Source organism: Novosphingobium sp. (genome assembly GCF_036820275.1).
Classification (GTDB): Bacteria; Pseudomonadota; Alphaproteobacteria; order Sphingomonadales; family Sphingomonadaceae; genus Novosphingobium.
In genome coordinates this window covers 40,579-61,830 of record NZ_DAISLT010000009.1, presented here as the reverse complement: position 1 = coordinate 61,830, position 21,252 = coordinate 40,579, and the positions used below count along the sequence as shown (strand labels likewise).

At 64.8% G+C, this 21,252-nt stretch carries 18 protein-coding genes, 1 other RNA gene and 1 pseudogene; 16 read left to right on the top strand and 4 right to left on the bottom strand.

Going from position 1 to position 21,252, the window contains the following annotated elements; genetic code table 11:
• Window positions 1-21: 21 nt before the first annotated feature.
• On the top strand, window positions 22-1,413 hold the full coding sequence (locus tag V7066_RS09415; RefSeq protein WP_334182794.1) for a sensor histidine kinase: 1,392 nt from the start codon (window positions 22-24) through the stop codon (window positions 1,411-1,413).
• 91 nt (window positions 1,414-1,504) lie between these two features.
• Window positions 1,505-1,708, top strand: a complete 204-nt coding sequence (locus V7066_RS09410; RefSeq protein WP_334182793.1) for a hypothetical protein — start codon at window positions 1,505-1,507, stop codon at window positions 1,706-1,708.
• A 107-nt stretch (window positions 1,709-1,815) separates the two neighbouring features.
• Here V7066_RS09410 and V7066_RS09405 read toward each other — a convergent pair whose 3' ends face one another.
• Window positions 1,816-2,118, bottom strand: coding sequence for a chorismate mutase (locus V7066_RS09405; protein ID WP_334182792.1), 303 nt, complete (start codon window positions 2,116-2,118; stop codon window positions 1,816-1,818).
• Between the two features lie 108 nt (window positions 2,119-2,226).
• Between V7066_RS09405 and V7066_RS09400 the strand changes: the two genes are divergently transcribed.
• From V7066_RS09400 to V7066_RS09385, 4 genes are all read left to right on the top strand, one after another.
• Window positions 2,227-3,243, top strand: coding sequence for a polyprenyl synthetase family protein (locus tag V7066_RS09400; RefSeq protein WP_334182791.1), 1,017 nt, complete (start codon window positions 2,227-2,229; stop codon window positions 3,241-3,243).
• Window positions 3,244-3,471: 228 nt separating this feature from the next.
• Entirely contained in the window at window positions 3,472-3,651 is a 180-nt protein-coding gene (locus V7066_RS09395) for a hypothetical protein (protein WP_334182790.1), read from the top strand.
• A 33-nt stretch (window positions 3,652-3,684) separates the two neighbouring features.
• A complete protein-coding gene (locus V7066_RS09390; RefSeq protein WP_334182789.1) occupies window positions 3,685-4,758 on the top strand; it encodes a linear amide C-N hydrolase in 1,074 nt (357 codons plus the stop codon).
• Window positions 4,759-4,876: 118 nt separating this feature from the next.
• Window positions 4,877-5,647: a hypothetical protein gene (locus V7066_RS09385; RefSeq protein ID WP_334182788.1), complete on the top strand. Its 771-nt coding sequence runs from the start codon at window positions 4,877-4,879 to the stop codon at window positions 5,645-5,647.
• A 45-nt stretch (window positions 5,648-5,692) separates the two neighbouring features.
• On the opposite strand, the gene V7066_RS09380 is transcribed toward V7066_RS09385, so the two are convergent.
• A complete protein-coding gene (locus V7066_RS09380) occupies window positions 5,693-7,639 on the bottom strand; it encodes a putative bifunctional diguanylate cyclase/phosphodiesterase (protein WP_334182787.1) in 1,947 nt (648 codons plus the stop codon).
• 141 nt (window positions 7,640-7,780) lie between these two features.
• Between V7066_RS09380 and hrpB the strand changes: the two genes are divergently transcribed.
• The 7 genes from hrpB (at window position 7,781) to V7066_RS09345 (ending at window position 17,158) form a co-directional block, all read left to right on the top strand.
• On the top strand, window positions 7,781-10,249 hold the full coding sequence (gene hrpB / locus V7066_RS09375) for an ATP-dependent helicase HrpB (RefSeq protein ID WP_334182786.1): 2,469 nt from the start codon (window positions 7,781-7,783) through the stop codon (window positions 10,247-10,249).
• A gap of 45 nt (window positions 10,250-10,294) precedes the next feature.
• Window positions 10,295-10,573, top strand: coding sequence for an ETC complex I subunit (locus tag V7066_RS09370; RefSeq protein WP_334182785.1), 279 nt, complete (start codon window positions 10,295-10,297; stop codon window positions 10,571-10,573).
• A 173-nt stretch (window positions 10,574-10,746) separates the two neighbouring features.
• An RNA gene (gene ffs / locus V7066_RS09365) (signal recognition particle sRNA small type) lies at window positions 10,747-10,841 on the top strand.
• A gap of 129 nt (window positions 10,842-10,970) precedes the next feature.
• Window positions 10,971-12,920: a DNA polymerase III subunit gamma/tau gene (locus tag V7066_RS09360; RefSeq protein WP_334182784.1), complete on the top strand. Its 1,950-nt coding sequence runs from the start codon at window positions 10,971-10,973 to the stop codon at window positions 12,918-12,920.
• A 1-nt stretch (window position 12,921) separates the two neighbouring features.
• Window positions 12,922-13,257 carry a YbaB/EbfC family nucleoid-associated protein gene (locus V7066_RS09355; RefSeq protein ID WP_334182783.1) on the top strand — a complete coding sequence of 112 codons (336 nt, stop codon included), beginning with the start codon at window positions 12,922-12,924 and terminating at the stop codon, window positions 13,255-13,257.
• A 291-nt stretch (window positions 13,258-13,548) separates the two neighbouring features.
• Window positions 13,549-15,951 (top strand): endopeptidase La, encoded by a 2,403-nt coding sequence (lon, locus tag V7066_RS09350; protein ID WP_334182782.1) that lies wholly within the window; start codon window positions 13,549-13,551, stop codon window positions 15,949-15,951.
• 181 nt (window positions 15,952-16,132) lie between these two features.
• Window positions 16,133-17,158 carry an aspartate-semialdehyde dehydrogenase gene (locus tag V7066_RS09345; protein ID WP_334182781.1) on the top strand — a complete coding sequence of 342 codons (1,026 nt, stop codon included), beginning with the start codon at window positions 16,133-16,135 and terminating at the stop codon, window positions 17,156-17,158.
• Window positions 17,159-17,239: 81 nt separating this feature from the next.
• Here the strand turns inward: V7066_RS09345 and V7066_RS09340 are convergent, their stop codons facing one another.
• Entirely contained in the window at window positions 17,240-17,452 is a 213-nt protein-coding gene (locus tag V7066_RS09340; RefSeq protein ID WP_334182780.1) for a hypothetical protein, read from the bottom strand.
• Between the two features lie 72 nt (window positions 17,453-17,524).
• Between V7066_RS09340 and V7066_RS09335 the strand changes: the two genes are divergently transcribed.
• The 3 genes from V7066_RS09335 to V7066_RS09325 all read left to right on the top strand — a co-directional run bounded on the left by V7066_RS09335 (window position 17,525) and on the right by V7066_RS09325 (window position 20,844).
• Window positions 17,525-17,968 carry a GFA family protein gene (locus V7066_RS09335; RefSeq protein WP_334182779.1) on the top strand — a complete coding sequence of 148 codons (444 nt, stop codon included), beginning with the start codon at window positions 17,525-17,527 and terminating at the stop codon, window positions 17,966-17,968.
• The gene (locus V7066_RS09330) at window positions 17,969-18,730 is read left to right on the top strand and encodes an alpha/beta fold hydrolase (RefSeq protein WP_334182778.1); all 762 of its coding nucleotides are present in this window, start codon (window positions 17,969-17,971) and stop codon (window positions 18,728-18,730) included.
• Between the two features lie 278 nt (window positions 18,731-19,008).
• Complete coding sequence (locus V7066_RS09325; protein WP_334182777.1) at window positions 19,009-20,844, top strand: M2 family metallopeptidase; 1,836 nt, start codon at window positions 19,009-19,011, stop codon at window positions 20,842-20,844.
• 91 nt (window positions 20,845-20,935) lie between these two features.
• Here V7066_RS09325 and V7066_RS09320 read toward each other — a convergent pair.
• Window positions 20,936-21,252 (bottom strand): annotated as a pseudogene (locus V7066_RS09320) (TonB-dependent receptor); the annotation flags it as partial.

Sequence of the window (21,252 nt, the reverse complement as noted above, 5' to 3'; positions counted from 1 at the left end):
GGTAAGGTGCAGGAAGGAGAGATGCGCGAAGAGGAGGCCTTGAACCAGGTCGGCCCGCGCATGAAGGCGTCCAACACCGGATCGCTGGCCCGGCGCATGATGCTGATCGCGGCGGGGTGGATCTTCATCCTGCTGCTGGTCGGCGGCCTTGCGCTCGATCGCACGCTGACCGGCCTCATCTCGCGCAATTTCGACGAACAGCTCGGCTACATGCTCACCGGCATGATCGGCTCGGCCGAGATCGGGCCGGACGGGGAAGTGTTCTTCATCCGCCCGCTCGGCGACCAGCGCTTCCTGGAGCCGAATTCGGGTCTCTACTGGCAGATCCGCGCCAAGGGGCACGAGGATTTCCCCTCGCGCTCGCTGTGGGACCGCACCCTGAACGTGCCCGCCGACCATTTCGACGCGCAGCCGCATGTCTATGACAGCGACCAGTTCGCCGGCGAGCCGCTGCGGGTGATGGAGCGCTCGATCATCCTGCCGGGCAGCGATTCGAAATGGATGTTCACCGTCGCCGCCAGCCGCGCGGACCTCAACGAACAGCTCAAGATGGTGCGCGGCATCCTGGTCTACAGCTTCGTCGCGCTGGGCTTCGGCCTGCTGCTGATGGCGGGGATGCAGACCTGGTACGGACTGTTCCCGCTGCGCCACGTGCGCCGCGCGATCCAGAAGCTGCGCACGACCGGAGCCAGCCGCGTCACCCAGCCGCTGCCGCAGGAAGTCCAGCCGCTCGTCGAGGAACTGAACGCGCTGCTTGCCCACACCGAACGCCAGGCCGAGGAAGCGCGCACCCATGCGGGCAACCTGGCCCACGCGCTCAAGACTCCGCTAACCGTGGTGATGAACGCGGCGACCGCCAAGGCGCCGGACCTTTCCGATACCGTCATTCGCGAGGCGGCGGTCATGCGGCGGCAGGTAGATCACCATCTGGCGCGGGCGCGGGCGGTCGGTCGCCGTGCCGTGGGCCAGTCGCGCGCGGAACTCTGGCCGAGCCTCGAAGCCGTGCTGCGCGCGGTCGAGCGGCTCTATGACCAGGCGCGCCTCGATCTCGACGGCAACCGCGAGGCGGTGGTGGCGCTGGAAAAGCAGGACCTTGAGGAAATCCTCGGCAACCTGATCGAGAATGCGGCGAAATATGGCGGCGGCAGTGTCTTCGTCACGGTCGATACGGACCGCGACGCGCCGCTCTGCGAAGTCTGGATCGAGGACGACGGCATGGGCATTCCCGAAGCCGAACGCATCCGCATCTTCGATCGCGGCGCCCGACTCGACACCGGCAAGCCCGGCACCGGGCTGGGCCTTGCCATCGTGCGCGATGTCGTGGAAATCTACGGCGGCACTGTCGAGCTCGACGAAAGCGAGGATCTCGGCGGTCTGCTGGTGAAACTCAAACTGCCGCGCGTGATCGGCTAGACCTGATTTTCGGGGGAACCGGAGCGGAGGCGGTTGCGGCTCCGGTCAATCGTCCCCATGGGCGCGGTTCGTCAGATCAAGGATTTCTCCCATGACCGATTCCATTACCCTTTCGCTTTCCTCCGACGAGATCGAGATCATCGTCGATGCCCTGGAAGCCGATCTCGAAGGCTATGTCGAGGCGGCCAAGGAAGCACGCGGCAACAACAACCGCGAAGACGTTACCACCTTCACCGAAGCGGCCACGCGCATCCAGACCCTGATGACGAAGCTTCAGGATCTGGTCGAAGAGTAAGATTGCTTTCGGCGTTGCCCCGGCCCTCGCTCGAAGGTGAAGGCTGGGGCTATCGCAGCGAGTTCCGTCATTGCGAGTCACGTTCGCAATGACGATAGCGGCGGGAATTACGCTTCGTTCTTCGCCCGCTCATGGTGGCGGATCACTTCATCGATGATGAAGCGGATGAACTTCTCGCCGAAGTCGGGATCGAGGTTCGCCTCTTCCGCCAGCTTGCGCAGGCGCACGATCTGGCGCTCCTCGCGTCCCGTATCGGAGGCGGGCAGGTCCTTTTCGGCCTTGTAGGCGCCCACGGCCTGGGTGATCCGGAAGCGTTCCGCCAGCATGTGGATGAGGGCGGCGTCGATATTGTCGATGCTCGCGCGGAAACCGGCGAGAACGGGGTCGGCTGCGGGAGTGTCCTGGGTCATCGCGAGGTCCGCTAGCACGGGATCGCCGCCGCTTCCAGTCGGCGTGTTTGCTTGGGACGTGGCATTCGCTCTTGCGTTACGAGCGCCGAACGCGCAATGCGCGGGGCGATGAGTGCCGAAGTCCTTCCCCTGCGCGCACGCGGGTCGCAGCCCACCCTCGCTCCCATGCTGGCGGTTACCGCTGCCGGCATGAACAGCGTCAACGCCGTCATCCTCGACCGGATGCAGAGCGAAATTCCGCTTATTCCGGCGCTGGCCGGCCACCTGATCGCGGGCGGCGGCAAGCGCATGCGTCCGATGCTGATGGTCGCCGCGGCGGAACTCTGCGGTTATCAGGGCACGCGTCATCACCGTCTGGCCGCGGCCGTGGAGTTTCTTCACACGGCGACGCTGCTGCATGACGATGTCGTCGACGGTTCGGACATGCGCCGCGGCAAGGCCGCTGCGAACATCGTGTTTGGCAATCCGGCGACGGTGCTGGTGGGCGATTTCCTGTTCACCCGCGCGTTCGAACTGATGGTCGAGGACGGCAGCCTCAAGGTTCTCAAGATCTTCTCGAAGGCCAGTTCGATCATCGCCGAGGGCGAAGTCGACCAGCTCACCGCCCAGCGCCGGATCGAGACGAGCGAAGAGCACTACCTCCAGATCATCGGCTCCAAGACCGCTGCGCTCTTTGCCGCCGCCACCCGCATTTCGGCGGTGGTCGCGGAAAAGACCGAGGCGGAAGAGCAGGCGCTCGATGCCTATGGCCGCAATCTGGGCATTGCCTTCCAGCTCGTGGACGATGCGATCGACTACGATTCCGAGGCCGCCGAATCGGGCAAGGACAAGGGCGACGACTTCCGCGAAGGCAAGATGACCCTGCCGGTGATTCTGGCCTATGCGCGCGGCAATGCCGAAGAGCGCAAGTTCTGGGAGGAAGCCATCGCCGGTTTCCGCACCGAGGACGAGGATCTTGCCCACGCGGTCGAGCTTATCAACCGCCACGGCTGCGTGGAGGCCACGCGCGAGCGGGCGCGGCTCTACGGCCAGCGTGCCATCGACGCGATCTCGATCTTCCCGGCCGGTGCCGCGCGTGACGCCATGTGCGAGGCCGTCGAGTTCGCAATCGCGCGTCGCTACTGAACCGATTTTCGCATTACCCTTTGGGGATCGAACGCCGGGCAGGTTCTGCCCGGCGTTTTCGTATGCGTTTGAGAAATACTCTGCGTCCGGGGTGAGGCAGATTCATCGGCCTATTCTTGCAAAAATCCTGGACGAATTGCCCGAATATCGGGATTCTATTCGGTTGATATAATAAGTAATCGTCTATAGGTTTTGGCTATTACGAATTCCTGTTTCGGGAGGTCGTTGATGGTGCATTCCTGCCTGTTCGCATTTCAGATGGTTTTTGCTGGCGGCTTGCTTGTCGGCCTCGGCAGCCTTTCCGGAGGGAAAGCCGAGGACGGCACTTACGGCATCGAGCGCGCGGAGACGGTATCGTCCCTTCAGCAGCAGCGCGGCCCGGTGCTCGGCCTCTCCATGCTGTTCTGACCGCGTTTCTTTCCCGTGAAGAGGAGAATGACCATGCGAGTGACGACGAAACTCGGCCGGGCGCTCGGCATGCTGGCAGTGCCGGGGCTTCTGGCCGCTGGCGTTGCCGCCGATGCCTGCACGCGCGCGGTCTATCTCGGTCCGAACGGCAATGTCATCACGGCGCGTTCGATGGACTGGAAGAGCGATATCGTTTCGAACCTGTGGATCCTGCCGCGCGGCATCGCCCGCACCGGCGAGGCGGGGCCGAACTCGATCAAGTGGACGGCCAAGTACGGCAGCGTGGTCGTCAGCGGCTACGATGTGTCGAGCACGGACGGCGTGAACGAGAAGGGGCTCAACGCCAACATGCTCTGGCTGGTCGAATCGGAATATCCGCATTTCGACGGCAAGGGTAAGCCCGGTCTGACCATCGCCGCCTGGGCGCAATATGCCCTCGATAACTTCGCGACCGTGGCGGAGGCCGTGGCGGCGCTGGAGAAGGAGCCGTTCACCGTCGTCACCGACAATGTGCCGGGCGAGAACCGGCTGACGACGGTGCACCTTTCTCTCTCCGATGCCACCGGAGACAGCGCCATTTTCGAGTATATCAAGGGCAAATTGGTGATCCACCATGGCCGCGAATATCAGGTCATGACCAACTCGCCGACTTACGACGGGCAACTTGCACTCAATTCCTACTGGCAGGGAATCGGTGGCACGGCGATGCTGCCGGGCACGAACCGCGCGGCGGACCGCTTCGCGCGGGCATCCTTCTACATCAACGCCATTCCCAAGAATGAGGACCCGAACAAGGCGCTGGCTTCGGTGTTCAGCGTGATCCGCAATGCCTCCGTGCCCTACGGCATCAACACGCCCGAGCAGCCCAATATCTCGTCCACGCGCTGGCGGACGGTGTTTGACCACAAGCGGCAGCTCTATTTCTTCGAATCGGCGCTCACTCCGAACACGTTCTGGGTCGATCTCAAGAAGATCGATTTCTCGAAGGAGACGGGCAAGGTGAAGTGGCTCGATCTTGGACATAACCAGGATCACACGTTCTCCGGCGAGGCTAACGGCGATTTCGTGGAGCATGCGCCGTTTCGCTTCCTCGGTCTGAACGGCTGATTTTTCGCGCTTCATGCTGCAGTCCGGCGGTTTTTTCGCACGGGACTTCGCCGTGCAATGATCCTGCAACAACCCTGCAATTGCAGTGGCATGGGAAGCGCCCTATTCAGGCGCCGCCATGCCCGCCGAATCCGAGATGGTGACATCGGGCTATCAGCCCGGTTCGCCGCGCCAACGCTTCGTCTCTTCGATCCTCTCTGGGGGATTGATCCTCATTGCGCTGCTTCTGGCGATCTACCAGACCGGCCTCGTCCCCCAACTGGTTGAGAAGACGACGTCGCTGACGACGTTCGATGTCGTCGACCATGATCGCGACAAGGGCGGGGAGGAGCCGGAAAAGCCCAAGCAGCGCGAGGAAAAGAAGACCGAGAAGACCAAGCAGGCCAAGGTCGTCCAGGAAAAGGTCCCGCCGACTCCGCCGGTCGAGAAGCCGGTGAAAGAGAAGCCGGCCTTCACGTTCCTCAAGATGTCCAGCCAGGACTTCGCTGCCGCCGATATCGGCAAGATGAAGGGACCGGAACCGGCCCAGGGGTCTGCTGCACCCAGCGGCGGCTCCGGCGGGACTTACGGACCGGGCGAAGGGCCGGGCGGCGCGACGCTCTACAACGCGGACTGGTTCCGCCGTCCGACCGATGCGCAGCTCGGCGGCTATCTGCCCGAAAATCGCCCACGCAGCGGCTGGGGCATGATCGCCTGCCAGACCATCGAGCACTACAAGGTCGAGAATTGCCAGATCCTGGGCGAATCGCCGCGCGGTTCTGGCTTCGGGCGCGCGGTTCTCAACGCCGCCTGGCAGTTCGAGGTGCTCCCGCCGCGCATCAACGGCAAGCAGCAGCTCGGAACCTGGGTGCGCATCCGCATCGACTACGGCACCAAAGGCGATATCTGAGATCGTCTGAAAGGGCGGCGCGGACAGTCGCTTTTCGGCGAACTTTCAAGCCAGCTGCCAGGCCTTGGACGAGGATTCGACCCGGCCGAGCATGTCTTCCAGCGACATGGGCCGGGCGATGTGGAAGCCCTGCGCCAGCGAGAAACCGGCGATCCGCGCGCTAAGGAGCTGGTCCTCTGTCTCGATCCCCTCGATCACGCATTCGAGCGACAGAGCGCGCGCGAGGTTGCGGATGGCCGAGATCAGGCGGCGGCCCACGGTCTCGTCGAGGCGCGGGGCGAAGCTGCGGTCGATCTTGACCATGTCCAGCGGCAACTGGTGCAGCGACGAGAGGCTGGAATAGCCGGTGCCGAAGTCGTCGAGCGCGATCCGAGCGCCGGTCGCGCGCAGGCGTTCGAGAACGGCGCGGGCGGTTTCGAATTCGGCGATCAGCGTCGTTTCGGTGATCTCGAAAAGCAGGCGCCGCGCGTCGCATTCGCTCCGGCGGATATGGTCCAGCAGGGTGGCGATCGTTTCCTCATCCGAAATGTCGTGCCCGGAGAGGTTGAACGAGACTGAAATCGGGTGCGGCAGCAAGGCCAGGGTATCGAGCGCGCGGCCGAACAGTGTCGCGGTTACTTCGCGGGCGCGGCCTACGCGCTCGGCGGCGGCGATCATCTGCTCCGGCGGCACCGCACCGAGCGTGGGGGAAGTCCAGCGGGCCAGACATTCGAAGCTGACCGGCTGATTGCTTTCGGTGGCGATGATAGGCTGATAGGCGACGGAAAGTTCCCGTGCGAGATCGGCGCTCTGCATGGCCGAATCAAGCGCCTGCTCCGAGCGGATCAGGGTTTCCAGCTGGTCCGAGAAGCGCACGCATTGCCCTCGCCGGTGGTTCTTGGCGTGATAGAGCGCGAAGTCGGCACGGTCATAAAGCGAATGGGCGTTGCGGGCGCTTTCCGGGTAGATCGAAATGCCTGCCGATCCGCCGACCGCCACCGTCACTTCGCCGAGGCGGGCGGGCATCCGAATGGCGGTGCAGAATTTCTGGGCGATCGCCTCTGCTTCCTCGGGGCCGCCGGGCACGATGAAACCGAACTCGTCGCCGCCGAGCCGGGCGATCGTCACGCTCGGGTCGCACTGCGCGATCAGGCGCGTGCCGATGACCTGGAGCAGGCGGTCGCCCTGGGCATGGCCATAAGTATCGTTGACCGGCTTGAAGCGGTCGAGGTCGATCAGCCCGACGCAGAAGACCTGCTCCTGCGGGCCTTCCAGCAGCCGTTCGAGCGCCGCGAAGAAATATCGCCGGTTCGGCAGGCCGGTCAGCGCGTCGGTCTGGGCGAGGCGGGCGTTCTCGTCGCCGAGCGCCTGGGCCTGCCTGCGCTCGACGCGAAGTTCCCGCTGGGCCATTTCCAGCTCGACGAAGGAATCGTAGGTGTCGCGCAGGATCTTGAGGATCACGGCGGCGACGAGGGCGATGTTGATCGCCACGGCGGTGAGCGTTTCCGACCCCGTCGTCATGCAGTAGACGAGGAACATGCCCAGCGCCGTGACGCAGATCAGCAGCGCCGCCGTGGGCAGGAACGTCAGGCAGAACACGCAGCCGAGCACGGTGACGGAGACGAAGACGGCGACGTGGCCGTGTTCGTAAGGCCCGCCGTAACGGTCGAGGCAGAGCGCCCAGACGGCGAAAGTCGTGGCGAAGATCAGCGAGAGCCAGACGGCCTGCTTCATCCGGCGATGCGCGACATCGGCTTCCAGATCGCGCTGGGTGACCGGACGCAGCCAGACCAGCATGCGAATCAGGCAGCAGGCGATGAGGATCGCGGGGATCGTGAGCGTCAGATAGCCGGGTGCCAGAGCGCGATGCGTATAGGCGAGAATGCCCGCGTTGATCGACAAAAGTCCGTAGAGCGGCGGGATTCGTTCGCGCAGGCGCAAGTACTGCGCGACGGGCAGCGGATAGTGCCCGGCGCGATGCATCTTGCTCTGGATTGAACTGGCATCGGGCAAAACGTGAACTCCTGAGAGTTTTGCTTAAGTACAATTCCTTGATGAAGCGTAGACGTCCCGCTTTATCTCTTCCGTTTCGGATTCGGCTGATGGCGGGGTGAAGCCTTTCCCCCCGACGCCGCCGGTCCTAAGGAGGCGGGCGTGAGCGAGCTTCCCATTCATTACGTATTGCCCGAAGTCCTGTCCGCATTGCGTGACGGTCCTCACGCGGTGCTGATCGCGCCGCCGGGGGCGGGCAAGACCACGGCGCTGGCCCCGGCTCTGCTGGGCGAGCCTTGGTGCACGGGCACGGTGATCCTGCTCTCGCCCCGCCGCGTGGCGGCCCGCGCCGCCGCCGAACGCATGGCCGAACAACTGGGCGAGAAGGCCGGGGAGACGATCGGCTACGTCACCCGCCTCGACGTGAAGCGATCGGCGCGCACGCGAGTCGTGGTCATGACCGAGGCGATCTTCGTTTCGACGATCGTCTCCGATCCGGAGCTATCCGGCGTCTCCGCCGTGCTGTTCGACGAGGCCCACGAGCGGCATCTCGATAGCGACCTCGGCCTCGCGCTCGCGATCGAATCGAGCCAGGTCCTGCGCGAGGATCTGCGCATCGTCGTGATGTCCGCCACGATCGACGGCGCGCGTTTTTCGCGCCTGCTGGGCGGCTCGGTCCCCGTCATCGAGAGCGAGGGCAAGGCCTGGCCGCTGGCGATTCGCTGGCTCGGCGGCTCGCCCGACCAGCGGATCGAGGATGCCATGGCCTCCGCCGTGCTGACCGCGTGGCGCGAGCAGGATGGCGACATCCTCGCCTTCCTGCCCGGCGTGCGGGAGATCGACCGCGTCGCCGAGCGACTCGCGGAGAAGCTGCCGGGGGCGCTGGTCCTGCCGCTGCACGGGCAATGCGAACCCGCCGCCCAGCGCGCGGCGATTCGCCGCGATCCGCAAGGGCGCCGCCGGATCGTGCTTTCGACGGCGATCGCGGAAACCTCGCTGACGCTGGAGGGCGTTTCAGTCGTGGTGGACAGCGGCCTCTCGCGCCGCGCCGAGTTCGACAAGGCCGCGGGCGTCACCCGATTGGCAACGCACCGTGCGAGTCGGGCTTCCGCCGCGCAGCGGGCCGGTCGCGCCGCGCGCCAGGGGCCGGGTACTGCCTATCGCCTCTGGGAAGAGGCCGCGCATCCGGGCCGTCCCGAGTTCGATCCGCCTGAAATGCTCACCAGCGACCTTGCGCCGCTGACGCTCTCGCTGGCGCAATGGGGCGCGGGCGATCCGGCCGCCATGGCCTGGATCGACCCGCCGCCGGTGCCGGCGCTGGAAGCTGCACAGCGCCAGCTAGAGGCGCTTGGCGCGCTGGATGGGGAAGGGCGAATCACTGAGTTCGGGCGCAAGGTCGCCAGTCTGCCGATGGATCCGGCGCAGGCGGCGATGATCCTCCATGCCTCCGAGCGCGGTGCTGCGGGCACCGCCGCCAAGCTTGCCCTGCTGCTTCAGGAGCGCGGGCTGGGCGGTCGCAGCGAGGATCTGGCGCAGCGGCTTTCGCGCTGGAACGGCGACCGCTCACCGCGCGCTGAAGCCTCGCGCAAGCTGGCGTCGGGCTGGGCGCGGCGGGCGCGTGCGCTGATCTCTGGCGATGGTGAGGGCGAAGACGTTCCCGCAGGCGTGCTGCTGGCGCTTGGGCGGCCCGACATGGTGGCGCGGCGGCGCGATGCGAGCGGCGAGAACTGGCTCTCGGCGGGGGGCAGAGGCTATGTGCTAGACCCCGCCTCGCCGTTGGCGGCGCGCGAGTGGCTGGTTATCGGCGATGCGCAGGGACAGGCCAAGGGCGCGCGCATCCTTTCCGGGGCTTCGCTGGAGATGTCGGAAGTCGAGCAGGGGCTAGGCGAGCGAATCGCGCGGCGCTCGGTCCTGCGCTGGAACGAATCGGAAGGGCGGGTCGAGGCGCGGCTCGAACGGCGACTCGGCGCGATCACGCTGGCGAGCGGTCCCGATCCCGCGCCCGACCCAGCCGCGATTGCCGCTTTCCTGCTGGAGCGCGTACGGGAGAAGGGTCTCGATCTCGTGCCGTTCGGAAAGGGCAGTCTCTCGCTGCTGCGCCGCGCGCGCTATGCGGGGATCGCGGCGCTGTCCGAAGCGGCGCTGGTAGAGGATCTGGACGATTGGCTCGGCCCGCTGCTGGGACGAAGGCTCGATGCGATCGACAAGGGCGCGCTGGCCGACGCCTTGCGCAATCGCCTGAACTGGGACGACCAGCAAAGCCTCGAAAAGCTCGCGCCGCCCGAGTTTCGCAGCCCGGCGGGGAGCACGCATGCGATCGATTATGAGGACGAAGGCGGCCCCAGTGTCGAGGTCCGCGTGCAGGCGCTGTTCGGGCTCGATCGTCATCCGACCTTCGGGCAGCCCGCGCAGCCGCTGCTGCTCAAGCTGACATCGCCGGCGGGACGGCCGATTCAGACCACCCGCGATCTCCCCGGATTCTGGCGCGGATCCTGGCGTGACGTGCAGCGCGACATGAAGGGCCGCTATCCCCGGCACCGCTGGCCGGATCAGCCCTGGACCGAGGATCCGAGCCTGAAGACACGCAATGCGTTTGAGAGATCAAAGGGCGAAGCATCCAACAACAAGTGATTTGCGCTTGATTCTCTCCCTGATTCGGAGGCAAAGCGCTCGATCATGAGTGCACGCATCTATCAGCGCCCGAAGAACGCCATGCAGTCCGGCAAGGCACTGCTGGACCAGTGGGTCCTCGAATTCGTCCCCGCCGAGGCGAAGAAGCCCGATCCCCTGATGGGTTGGGCCGGTTCGGGCGATACCCAGCAGCAGGTCACGCTGAAGTTCCCCGATCTGGAAGAAGCCAAGGCTTATGCCGAGCGCTACGGCATCGAGGCTGAAGTGCATGCCACGCCGCCGCGCCGCCTGAAGATCCAGGCTTACGCCGACAACTTCCGCTGATAACCCGGCGCCCAGGCGCATTTTTCTTTACGGCTGCAATCGGCCCGCGTTTCCGAAAGGGAGCGCGGGCCGATGCCGTTATGGGCTTCGCAAGGGGCGGGCGGTGGATCGTCCCGGCTAAAAAGTCAGGCAGGTGGGCTGGACAAACCGGTCGCCCCCCGCCATAGGCCCGCTCGGGAGTCGGGTGGACGTTTGCGTTCGCCAACCTGGTCAGGTCCGGAAGGAAGCAGCCACAACGGATAGCGGCGGGTCGCCCGGCTCCTTCAGCCCACATCATGACAATTCGATGCCAGACCCGCCGATAGGCCGAGGTTCGAGGCAAATCTCATGGTCTGGGCTGTGGAGCAAATTGCTTTTCCCCTGACATTCCGGCCGCCAGTCCCTAGTTTGGCAGGCGATGGACGATTCACGCGACATGTTCGGCGATACCCCCCCTTGGGACGACAAGGAGGAGGAAGAGGCCGCACCTAGCCAGGCCGAACTGGAAGAGGCCGGTCAGGCGTCGATGTTCGGCGAACCCGAGCCTGTTGCGGCTCCTTCTGCTCCGGCACCCCAGCCTGAACCCGAGCCTGCCCCTGAACCGAAAGCGACGCCTGCGCCGCGCGAATCGGCTGCGGTCGAGGCAAAGGCGGCCGCTGCCCCGGCCCCGAGCAGCGCATCAGGCAATGCTCCGGCGCAGCCCTACCGCGTGCTCGCGCGCAAGTACCGCCCGCAGACTTTTGCCGAGCTGATCGGCCAGGAAGCGATGGTGCAGACGCTGGCCAACGCCATCAAGCGCGACCGGCTGGCCCATGCCTTCCTGATGACCGGCGTGCGCGGGGTCGGCAAGACCTCGACCGCGCGCCTGATCGCCAAGGCGCTCAACTGCATCGGTCCGGACGGGCAGGGCGGTCCGACGATCGACCCCTGCGGGCAGTGCGAGCCGTGCCAGGCCATTGCCGAAGGCCGCCATATCGACGTGATCGAGATGGACGCCGCCTCGCATACCGGTGTCGACGACGTGCGCGAGATCATCGAGGCTGTGCGCTATGCCGCTGTCTCGGCGCGCTACAAGATCTACATCATCGACGAAGTTCACATGCTGTCCCGCAATGCTTTCAATGCCTTGCTGAAGACGCTTGAGGAGCCGCCGGCCCATGTGAAGTTCCTCTTCGCGACCACCGAAGTGGACAAGCTGCCGGTCACGGTGCTGTCGCGTTGCCAGCGTTTCGACTTGCGCCGCATCCCGGCGCCGATGCTGGCCGGGCACTTCGCCAAGGTCTGCGGCCTCGAAGGTGTCGAGGCGGAGGACGAGGCGCTCGCGATGGTCGCCGCCGCCGCCGAGGGATCGGTGCGCGACGGTCTGTCGATCCTCGACCAGGCGATCGCCCATGCCGATCTCGACGGAGAAGGCCAGGTTCGCGCCGAGAAGGTGCGCGACATGCTCGGTCTTTCCGACAAGAGCGTGCAGCGCAGCCTCATCACCGCCATTCTGGATGGAAAGGGCGGGGAACTGCTCGAACTCGTGGCGCGGCAGTTTGCGCTCGGCGTCGAGCCGATCGCGATCATGCGCGGGCTGATGGCGCTGGTGCACCGCATTGCCGTGGCGCAAGTCGCGGGCGGCGCCCACGATGCCCATTCGGCGGAAGAGCGCGAGGCGATCGAGGGTTGGGCGAAAGCGCTCAAGGCCGGGCAGGTCCATCGCATCTGGCAGCTCCTGCTCAAGGGGCATGAGGAAGTGAAGTCCGCGCCCGATCCGCTGGTGGCGGTGCAGATGGCGCTGCTGCGGATCATGCACGCCTCGGACATGCCGGATCCCGGCTCGCTGGTGAAGAAGCTGGAAGAGCTTGCCGCCCGTGCGCCGGTCGCCGCACCTTCGCCATCCCCTGGAGGAGAGGGCGGCGCTTCGGGAACTTCTCCCGCAGCCTTGGCCGCGCCTGCGCCGGCGCCCACAGCCGCCATGGCCCTGCGCCGCTGGGAGGAACTGGTCGAGGACGTCGAGCACGTGGGCGAGCTTTCGACCGCGAACACCATGCGCATGCAGGTCCGCGTCGTCGAACTCGGCGCCGGGCTGCTGCGCTATTCGCAGCCGCCGGGTTTCAGCGAGGATATCACGGCGCTGCTGCGGGCCGGCCTTGCCAAGGCTACCGGCGAGCGCTGGGAAGTCCACAAGGTCGGCGAGCAGGGCGGGACACCCCCAATGCCCACGCTGGTGGAGCAGGCCGAGGCGAAGAAGAATGCCGAAAGCGATGCCGTGAACCAGCACCCGCTGGTGCTGGCGACCAAGGCGGCGTTCCCGCAGGCCGTAGTTATCGAAGATGATCGTCCGCTTGCCGTCGGTGGCGGCGGACGCAACTGGAGACGTTGAGATGAAGTCGATGGAAGAGATGCTCAAGGCGGCGCAGCAGGCGGCCGAGACCATCCAGAAGCAGATGGACGAGGCGCAAACCAAGCTCGACGCGATGGAAGTCGAAGGACTTTCGGGCGGCGGCCTGGTGAAGATCCGCTGCTCGGCCAAGGGCCGCGTGATCGGCGTTTCGATCGACGACAGCCTGATGCAGCCGGGCGAGAAGCAGATTCTCGAAGATCTGGTCGCTGCCGCCTACAACGACGCGCGCGTGAAGGCGGACTCGGTCGCCGGCGAGGAACTGGCCAAGGCCCAGCAGGGCATGGGCTTGCCGCCGGGCTTCAAGATGCCGTTCTGATCCTGCGGTCTCTCTCGTTCCGGACCGCCTCGATGCGCGATTTTCAGGAGGTAATTTCCGTCAGGTCTGGCGGAAGTTCCGGGAAATCGCGCTATATTGGATCAAACCTCCGGTATTTTCCGGAGTTGCGATCTAGGGGAAAGGAGGAAGTGGTGCGACTATCGCTTCCACAGTCTTTCGGCGGCGGTGCCATTGCGCGGCGCGCGAGAGACCCCATATCGTCCCGCACCCCATGTCGTCTCGGGAAGGCCGGGGGGCTCTCAGCCGTCCCGCGTGTGTGTTGAAATGGAAATGACCTTGAACCTGCTTCCGCTGCTTCCCTTGCGCGACATCGTCGTGTTTCCCGGCATGGTCGTGCCGCTTTTCGTCGGACGCGAGAAATCCGTGGCTGCGCTCGAAGCGGCGATGGCGGGTGAAAAGGACATCTTCCTCCTCGCTCAGCTCGATCCGGGCTGCGACGATCCCGACCGCGACGATCTCTACGACACCGGCGTGATCGCCAGCGTGCTCCAGCTGCTGAAGCTGCCGGACGGCACGGTGCGCGTGCTGGTCGAAGGGCAGGAGCGGGCAAAGCTGGATACCCTGCGCACCGAGCAGTCCGCCGAGGGCGAGATGCTGGTGGCCCAGGTCGAGCGCGTCGAGCCCGTCGAGGCGGACGGCACCGAGACCGAGGCGATGATGCGCTCGGTGGTTGAGCAGTTCGGCGAATATGCGAAGCTCAACAAGAAGCTGTCGCAGGACGCGGGCGATCAGCTCGGCGAGATCGAGGATGCGGCCAAGCTGGCCGACACCATCGCCGCGCAGCTTTCCGCCAAGGTCGGCGACAAGCAGGCCGTGCTTTCCGAGCCGGACCCGCTGAAGCGCCTCGAAATGGTCTATTCCTTCATGGAAGGCGAACTCGGCGTCCTGCAGGTCGAGCGCAAGATCCGTGGCCGCGTGAAGCGCCAGATGGAAAAGACCCAGCGCGAATATTACCTCAACGAGCAGCTCAAGGCGATCCAGTCGGAACTCGGCGGCGGCGACGGTGAGGAAGCGAACGAGCTTCAGGAACTTCAGGAGCGCATCGAGGCCACGCGCCTGTCGAAGGAAGCGCGCGAGAAGGCCACGGCCGAGCTGAAGAAGCTCAAGTCGATGCAGCCGATGAGCGCCGAGGCGACCGTCATCCGCAATTATCTCGACGTGCTGCTGGGCCTGCCCTGGGGCAAGAAGAGCAAGCTCAAGCGCGACATTTCCTCGGCACAGGAAATTCTCGATGCCGATCACTATGCGCTCGACAAGGTCAAGGACCGCATCGTCGAGTATCTGGCCGTGCAGGCGCGCACCAACAAGCTGAAGGGGCCGATCCTGTGCCTCGTCGGCCCGCCGGGCGTCGGCAAGACCTCGCTCGGCAAGTCGATCGCCAAGGCGACGGGACGCGAATTCATCCGCCAGTCGCTGGGCGGCGTGCGCGATGAAGCCGAGATTCGCGGCCACCGCCGCACCTATATCGGCTCGCTGCCGGGCAAGATCGTCACCAACCTGAAGAAGGCTGGAAAGTCGAACCCGCTGTTCCTGCTCGACGAGATCGACAAGCTGGGCCAGGACTTCCGCGGCGATCCGGCTTCGGCGCTGCTCGAAGTGCTCGATCCGGAGCAGAACGCGAAGTTCCAGGACCACTATCTGGAACTGGACATCGACCTCTCGGACGTGATGTTCGTCTGCACCGCGAACAGCCTGAACCTGCCGCAGCCGCTGCTCGATCGCATGGAGATCATCCGCCTCGAAGGTTACACCGAGGATGAGAAGGTCGAGATTGCCGAGCGTCACCTCGTTCGCAAGCAGGTCGAGGCGCATGGGCTGAAGAAGGGTGAGTTCACGCTGACCCAGGACGGCCTGCGTGACCTGATCCGCTACTATACCCGCGAGGCGGGCGTGCGCACGCTGGAGCGCGAGATCGCCAAGCTGGCGCGCAAGTCGCTGCGCCAGATCCTGGAAGCCAAGGCCACCGAGGTCACGATTACCCCGGAAAACCTCGCCGAGTTCGCGGGCGTGCGCAAGTTCCGTCACGGCGTGGGCGAGGAAGAGCATCAGGTGGGTGCCGTTACCGGCCTCGCCTGGACCGAAGTGGGCGGCGAACTGCTGACTATCGAAAGCGTGACCGTGCCCGGTAAGGGCCAGATCAAGGCGACCGGCAAGCTCGGCGACGTGATGAGCGAGTCGATCCAGGCGGCTTTCAGCTTCGTGAAAGCACGCTCGCCCGCTTACGGCATCAAGCCTTCGACCATCCAGAAGAAGGACATCCACATCCACCTGCCCGAGGGCGCGGTGCCCAAGGACGGTCCCTCGGCCGGTATCGGCATGGTCACGTCGATCGTCTCGACCCTGACCGGCGTGCCGGTGCGCAAGGACGTCGCCATGACCGGCGAAGTCACCCTGCGCGGCCGGGTGCTGCCGATCGGCGGCCTGAAGGAAAAGCTGCTGGCGGCCCTGCGCGGCGGGATCACCACCGTGCTGATCCCGGAAGAGAACCGCAAGGACCTCGCGGAAATTCCCGACAACGTGAAACAGGGCATTGATATCATTCCCGTTTCGCATGTCGACGAAGTGCTCGCCAAGGCGCTGACCGAGCCGCTCGAAGCCATCGAGTGGACCGAAGCGGACGAACTGGCCGCAGCGCCTTCGCAGGCCCCGGCGACTTCCGCTACCGCGCACTGAATCTGTCGCGAGACGCTCTTTCCATTTCTGGAAAGGGCGTCTCTGCGGCAATTTTCGGTCGAGATTGGCGGTTGGAAAGAAAGTCTTTTGCGTAGAGCGCTTGTCACGGGGGAGCGCACGCTGTAACGGCCCCGTTCCTGCCGCGCGTCTTGCCGCAGGATTTTGCTAGAAGGATCTTGAAATGGGTTACCGGGTTGCCGTCGTCGGCGCGACCGGAAATGTCGGCCGCGAAATGCTCAACATCCTCGCCGAGCGCGAATTCCCCTGCGACGAAATCGCAGCGTTGGCTTCGTCGCGTTCGACCGGGACCGAGATTGAATTCGGCGAAACCGGCAAAATGCTCAAAGTAAAGAACATCGAGCATTTCGATTTCACCGGCTGGGATATTGCGCTCTTTGCCGCGGGTTCCGAGCCGACCAAGATCTATGCGCCGAAGGCCGCTGCTGCCGGCTGCGTGGTGATCGACAACTCGTCGCTCTACCGCATGGATCCCGACGTGCCGCTGATCGTGCCGGAAGTGAATCCGGAAGCGATCGACGGCTACAAGGCGCGCAACATCATCGCCAACCCCAACTGCTCGACCGCGCAGATGGTGGTGGCGCTCAAGCCGCTGCACGACAAGGCGACGATCAAGCGCGTCGTCGTCTCGACCTACCAGTCGGTTTCGGGCGCCGGTAAGCCGGGCCTCGACGAGCTGTTCGAGCAGAGCCGCGCGATCTTCGTGGGCGACGCGGTGGAACCCAGGAAGTTCACCAAGCAGATCGCCTTCAACGTGATCCCGCACATCGACGTCTTCCTCGACGACGGTTCCACCAAGGAAGAGTGGAAGATGGTGGTCGAGACCAAGAAGATCCTCGATCCCAAGATCAAGCTGCAGGCCACCTGCGTGCGCGTGCCGGTCTTCGTCGGCCACTCGGAATCGCTGAACATCGAGTTCGAGAACGAGATTTCGGCCGAGGAAGCACAGGACATCCTGCGCGAGGCGCCGGGCATCATGCTCGTCGACAAGCGTGAGGACGGCGGATACGTCACCCCGATCGAGAGCGTGGGCGACAGCGCAACTTACATCAGCCGCGTTCGCGAGGACCCGACCGTCGAGAACGGCCTGGCCCTGTGGTGCGTCTCGGACAACCTGCGCAAGGGCGCCGCGCTCAACGCGGTGCAGATCGCCGAACTGCTCGGCCGTCGTCACCTCAAGAAGGGCTGACGCGGCAGGCTTCGGCCTGAAGGAAAAGAAAAGGGCCTGCGGAGCATTCGCTTCGCAGGCCCTTTTCGTTCGGGGAAGCGCTTAACGACCTTCCGCAGCCGCGAAGTTCTTCATTTCCGCATAGGCTGCCTCGCGGGCCTCGTCGTCCAGCGACAGGAGATAGCGCGAGGCGTCCCTGTAGGTGAGGAACGGCAGCTCATCGGCGATGATCGGGGTCGTTCGGGCATTGTAGATTCGCTTGAGCAGGCGGCGCTGGGGCCTGCTCAAGGGCAGGGCTTCATCTGTCGTTTCCATGCGGCATTTTACCACGGTCGCGGTGCCATGTCTGTGGTTTGCTCCGGAGCGCGGGCAAGTTACTCTCCGCCCATGACCCAAACCATGACCGGCGGCTGCCAATGCGGCCGCATTCGCTACGAGGCCAAGGTCGAGAACGACGAGGCCTATCTCTGCCATTGCCGATATTGCCAGAAGGCGACCGGCAGCTTTGCGGCGGCTTTCGTCCAGGTGGCGAAAGCGGGTGTCGTCTGGACGCATGAGCCGGACTGGTATCAAAGCTCCGCCATCGCGCATCGCCCGTTCTGCTCGCAATGCGGTACGCCGCTGGGCTTCGATTTCATCGAGAGCAGCGGCAACATGGACCTGACCCTCGGCAGTTTCGACGCGCCGGAATTCTTCCGTCCCGCCGCGCATTCGGGCTGCGAAAGCTTGCATCCTGCGTGGCTCGATACCAAGGACCTGCCCAGGCATTACAGCGCGGCGACCGAAAGCGTCGCCTCGCGCTGGAAAGCGGCAGGACTGGAGGTTCCCTAAGTGAGCGATCTGCGCAAGGAAGTCATCGAAGGTTACGCGGGCACCGATCTGGCGGTGCATGTCATGGGCGACACCGGCGCGCGGCCGCTGCTGCTGCTCCACGGCCTGTTCTCCAGCGCCGACGTGAACTGGATCAAGTACGGCAACGCGAAGATCCTCGCCGATGCCGGGTTCGAGGTCTTCATGCCCGACCTTCGCGCCCACGGCCAGAGCGGCGCGCCGCACGATCCCGCCGCCTATCCGGCTGACGTCTTGGTCGAGGACCTCAAGCTGGTGATCGCGGCGCTCGGCCTCACCGACTACGACCTCGGCGGTTTCTCGCTCGGCGCGCGGACTTCGGTGCGCGGCGTGCTGGCGGGTCTCGCTCCGCGCAAGCTGATCCTCGGCGGCATGGGCCTTACCGGCCTTTCCGGATGGGCGCGGCGCAGCGCGCACTTCGTGGATGCCATCGATCGCTTCGGCACCATCGAACGCGGCGACAAGGCCTTCGTCGCGCAGGCCTTCATGAAGTCGATGAAGATCGACCGCGTCGCCGCGCGGCTGCTGCTGGGTTCGGTTGACGATACCGGCGCCGATGCCATCGCGCAGATCGCCATGCCCACGCTCTGCGTCTGCGGCGGTGAGGATCACGACAACGGTTCCGCGCCGGAACTGGCCGAGGCGCTGCCGCAAGGGCGCTATGTCGAGACTCCTGGGAATCACATGTCTTCGGTGACGTTCAAGGATATGGGGAGGGCCATGGTGGAGTTTCTGCTCGATTGAAGAACAAGGCAGATTCCGGGGGATGATCCCCCGGACCCTCGGAATGTCAATGTCGAGCACCACCTATCTGTCGGGCGCTCCTTGCGGCGCAGCCTATATGTCTCCCGACTCAGCCATGGGCGCGAAACGGATAGGCTGGGCGTGACCTGGACGGTAATGGGGGTGCAGGGGGGCTTTGCTCCCCTGCTTATTCCCTTCTCTTCCTCCCTCAACAGTTGATCTGACGCAGCGGGCGACTAGTCTCCCGCGCCATCAGAGAGACAAATGAGGACAAACCCATGAAATTCGCATCCACCGCGCTTGCCGCGCTTGCGGCCGGGCTTTCGTTCGGCATGGCCGCGCCGGCCTTTGCCGAGGACGCGCCCTCCTATCCGGAGACCGCGCAAGGCGCTGCGCAGTTCATCGCTGCCGCCGAGAAGGACCTGTTCGATTTCTCGGTCGACAATGCCCGTATCAACTGGGTGAACTACACTTATCTGACCGACGATACGGATGCTCTGGCGGCGCAATCGAACGGCCTGCTGACCGAGAAGCAGGTTGCCTATGCGGTGGAAGCGGCGAAGTTCTCGAAACTGCCCGGTCTCGATGCCGACGTTTCGCGCAAGCTCGGCATCCTGCGGCAGGGCATCGTCCTGCCCGCGCCGACCACGCCCGGTGCGGCAACGCAGCTCAGCGAGATCGGCACGCGTCTGGCGTCGACTTACGGCAAGGGTCGCGGCACGCTGGACGGCAAGGAAATCAACGGTTCGGACATCGAGTCGGAGATGGGCAACCTGACCCATACGCCCGCCGAGTTCGCCGAGATGTGGACCACCTGGCACGACAACGTCGGCAAGCCGATGAAGGGCGATTACGTCAAGATGGTCGGCATCGCCAACCAGGGCGCAAAGGAACTCGGCTATGCCGACGTCGGCGCCATGTGGCGGTCGGGCTATGACATGACGCCCGAGCAGTTCTCGGCCGAGACGCAGCGCCTCTGGGAGGAAGTGAAGCCCCTCTACCTCGCGCTGCACACTTACGTCCGCCACAAGCTCAACGAGAAGTACGGCGATGCCGTGCAGCCCAAGACCGGGGCGATCCGCGCCGACCTGCTCGGCAACATGTGGGCGCAGGAATGGGGCACGATCTATCCGCTGGTGGCACCGAAGGGTGCGGGCGATCTTGGCTATGACATCGGCGATCTGCTGAAGGCGCAAGGGCGCACGCCGATCGACATGGTGAAGGCGGGCGAGGGCTTCTACTCGTCGCTCGGCTTTGCTCCGCTGCCGGAGACGTTCTGGAAGCGCTCGATGATCGTCAAGCCCGCCGATCGCGAAGTGATCTGCCATGCTTCGGCCTGGGATGTCGACAACAAGGACGACGTGCGCATCAAGATGTGCACCAAGGTGGATTCGACCGACTTCGTGACGATCCACCACGAACTGGGCCACAACTACTACCAGCGCGCTTATAACAAGCAGCCGTTCCTTTACCTCAACGGCGCCAACGACGGCTTCCATGAAGCCATCGGCGACTTCATCGCGCTGTCGATCACGCCGCAGTACCTCGTGCAGATCGGCCTGCTCGACAAGACCAAGGTGCCGAGCGCCGACAAGGACATCGGCCTGCTGCTGCGCCAGGCGATGGACAAGGTGGCCTTCCTGCCGTTCGGTCTGCTGATCGACCGCTATCGCTGGGGCATCTTCGACGGTTCGATCCAGCCTGCCGACTACAACAAGGCCTGGACGAAGATGCGCCTCGATTATCAGGGCGTGACCCCGCCGTCCGCGCGCAGCGACGACGGCTTCGATGCCGGGGCGAAGTTCCACGTTCCGGGCAATACGCCTTATACGCGCTACTTCCTCGCCCGCATCCTCCAGTTCCAGTTCTACCAGGCGGCTTGCAAGCAGGCGGGCTGGAAGGGGCCGCTGCACCGTTGCAGCTTCTACGGCGACAAGAAGGTCGGCGCGAACCTGAACAAGATGCTGGAGATGGGCATGTCGAAGCCCTGGCCGGAGGCGCTCAAGGCCTTCACCGGCACCCCGCAGATGAGCGCCAAGCCGATGCTCGACTATTTCGCGCCGCTCAAGAAGTGGCTCGACGAGCAGAACAAGGGCGAGAAGCAGGGCTGGTAACGAGAACGGCCCCGGCGACGCAAGGTCGCCGGGGCCGTTTCGAGGCCGATAGGGGGAGCCGGTGCGTACCGGCTCCCCTTTTTCGTGAGCCTTAGAAGTCCACCGTGATGCCGGTGAAGAACGTGCGGCCGTAGACGTCGTACGTCGTCGGGTAGGTGTTCGCCTGTTCCTGGTTGTCGCCGAGGATCGGCGGCTTGCGGTTGAACATGTTGTTCATGCCGATGTTCCAGGTGAAGCGCTTGGCCACGTCGATCTGCGCGGTGAGATCGAAGTAGTCGTAGGCCTTGATCTTCTCGACGCTGTAGGTCGTCGAGGCATCGTCGTCCTTGACCGGCGAGAGATGGCGCCAGGCGAGCGAGAGCGTCTTGCCCTCGGTCGACCAGCTCACGCGGCCGTTGAGGCGCCACT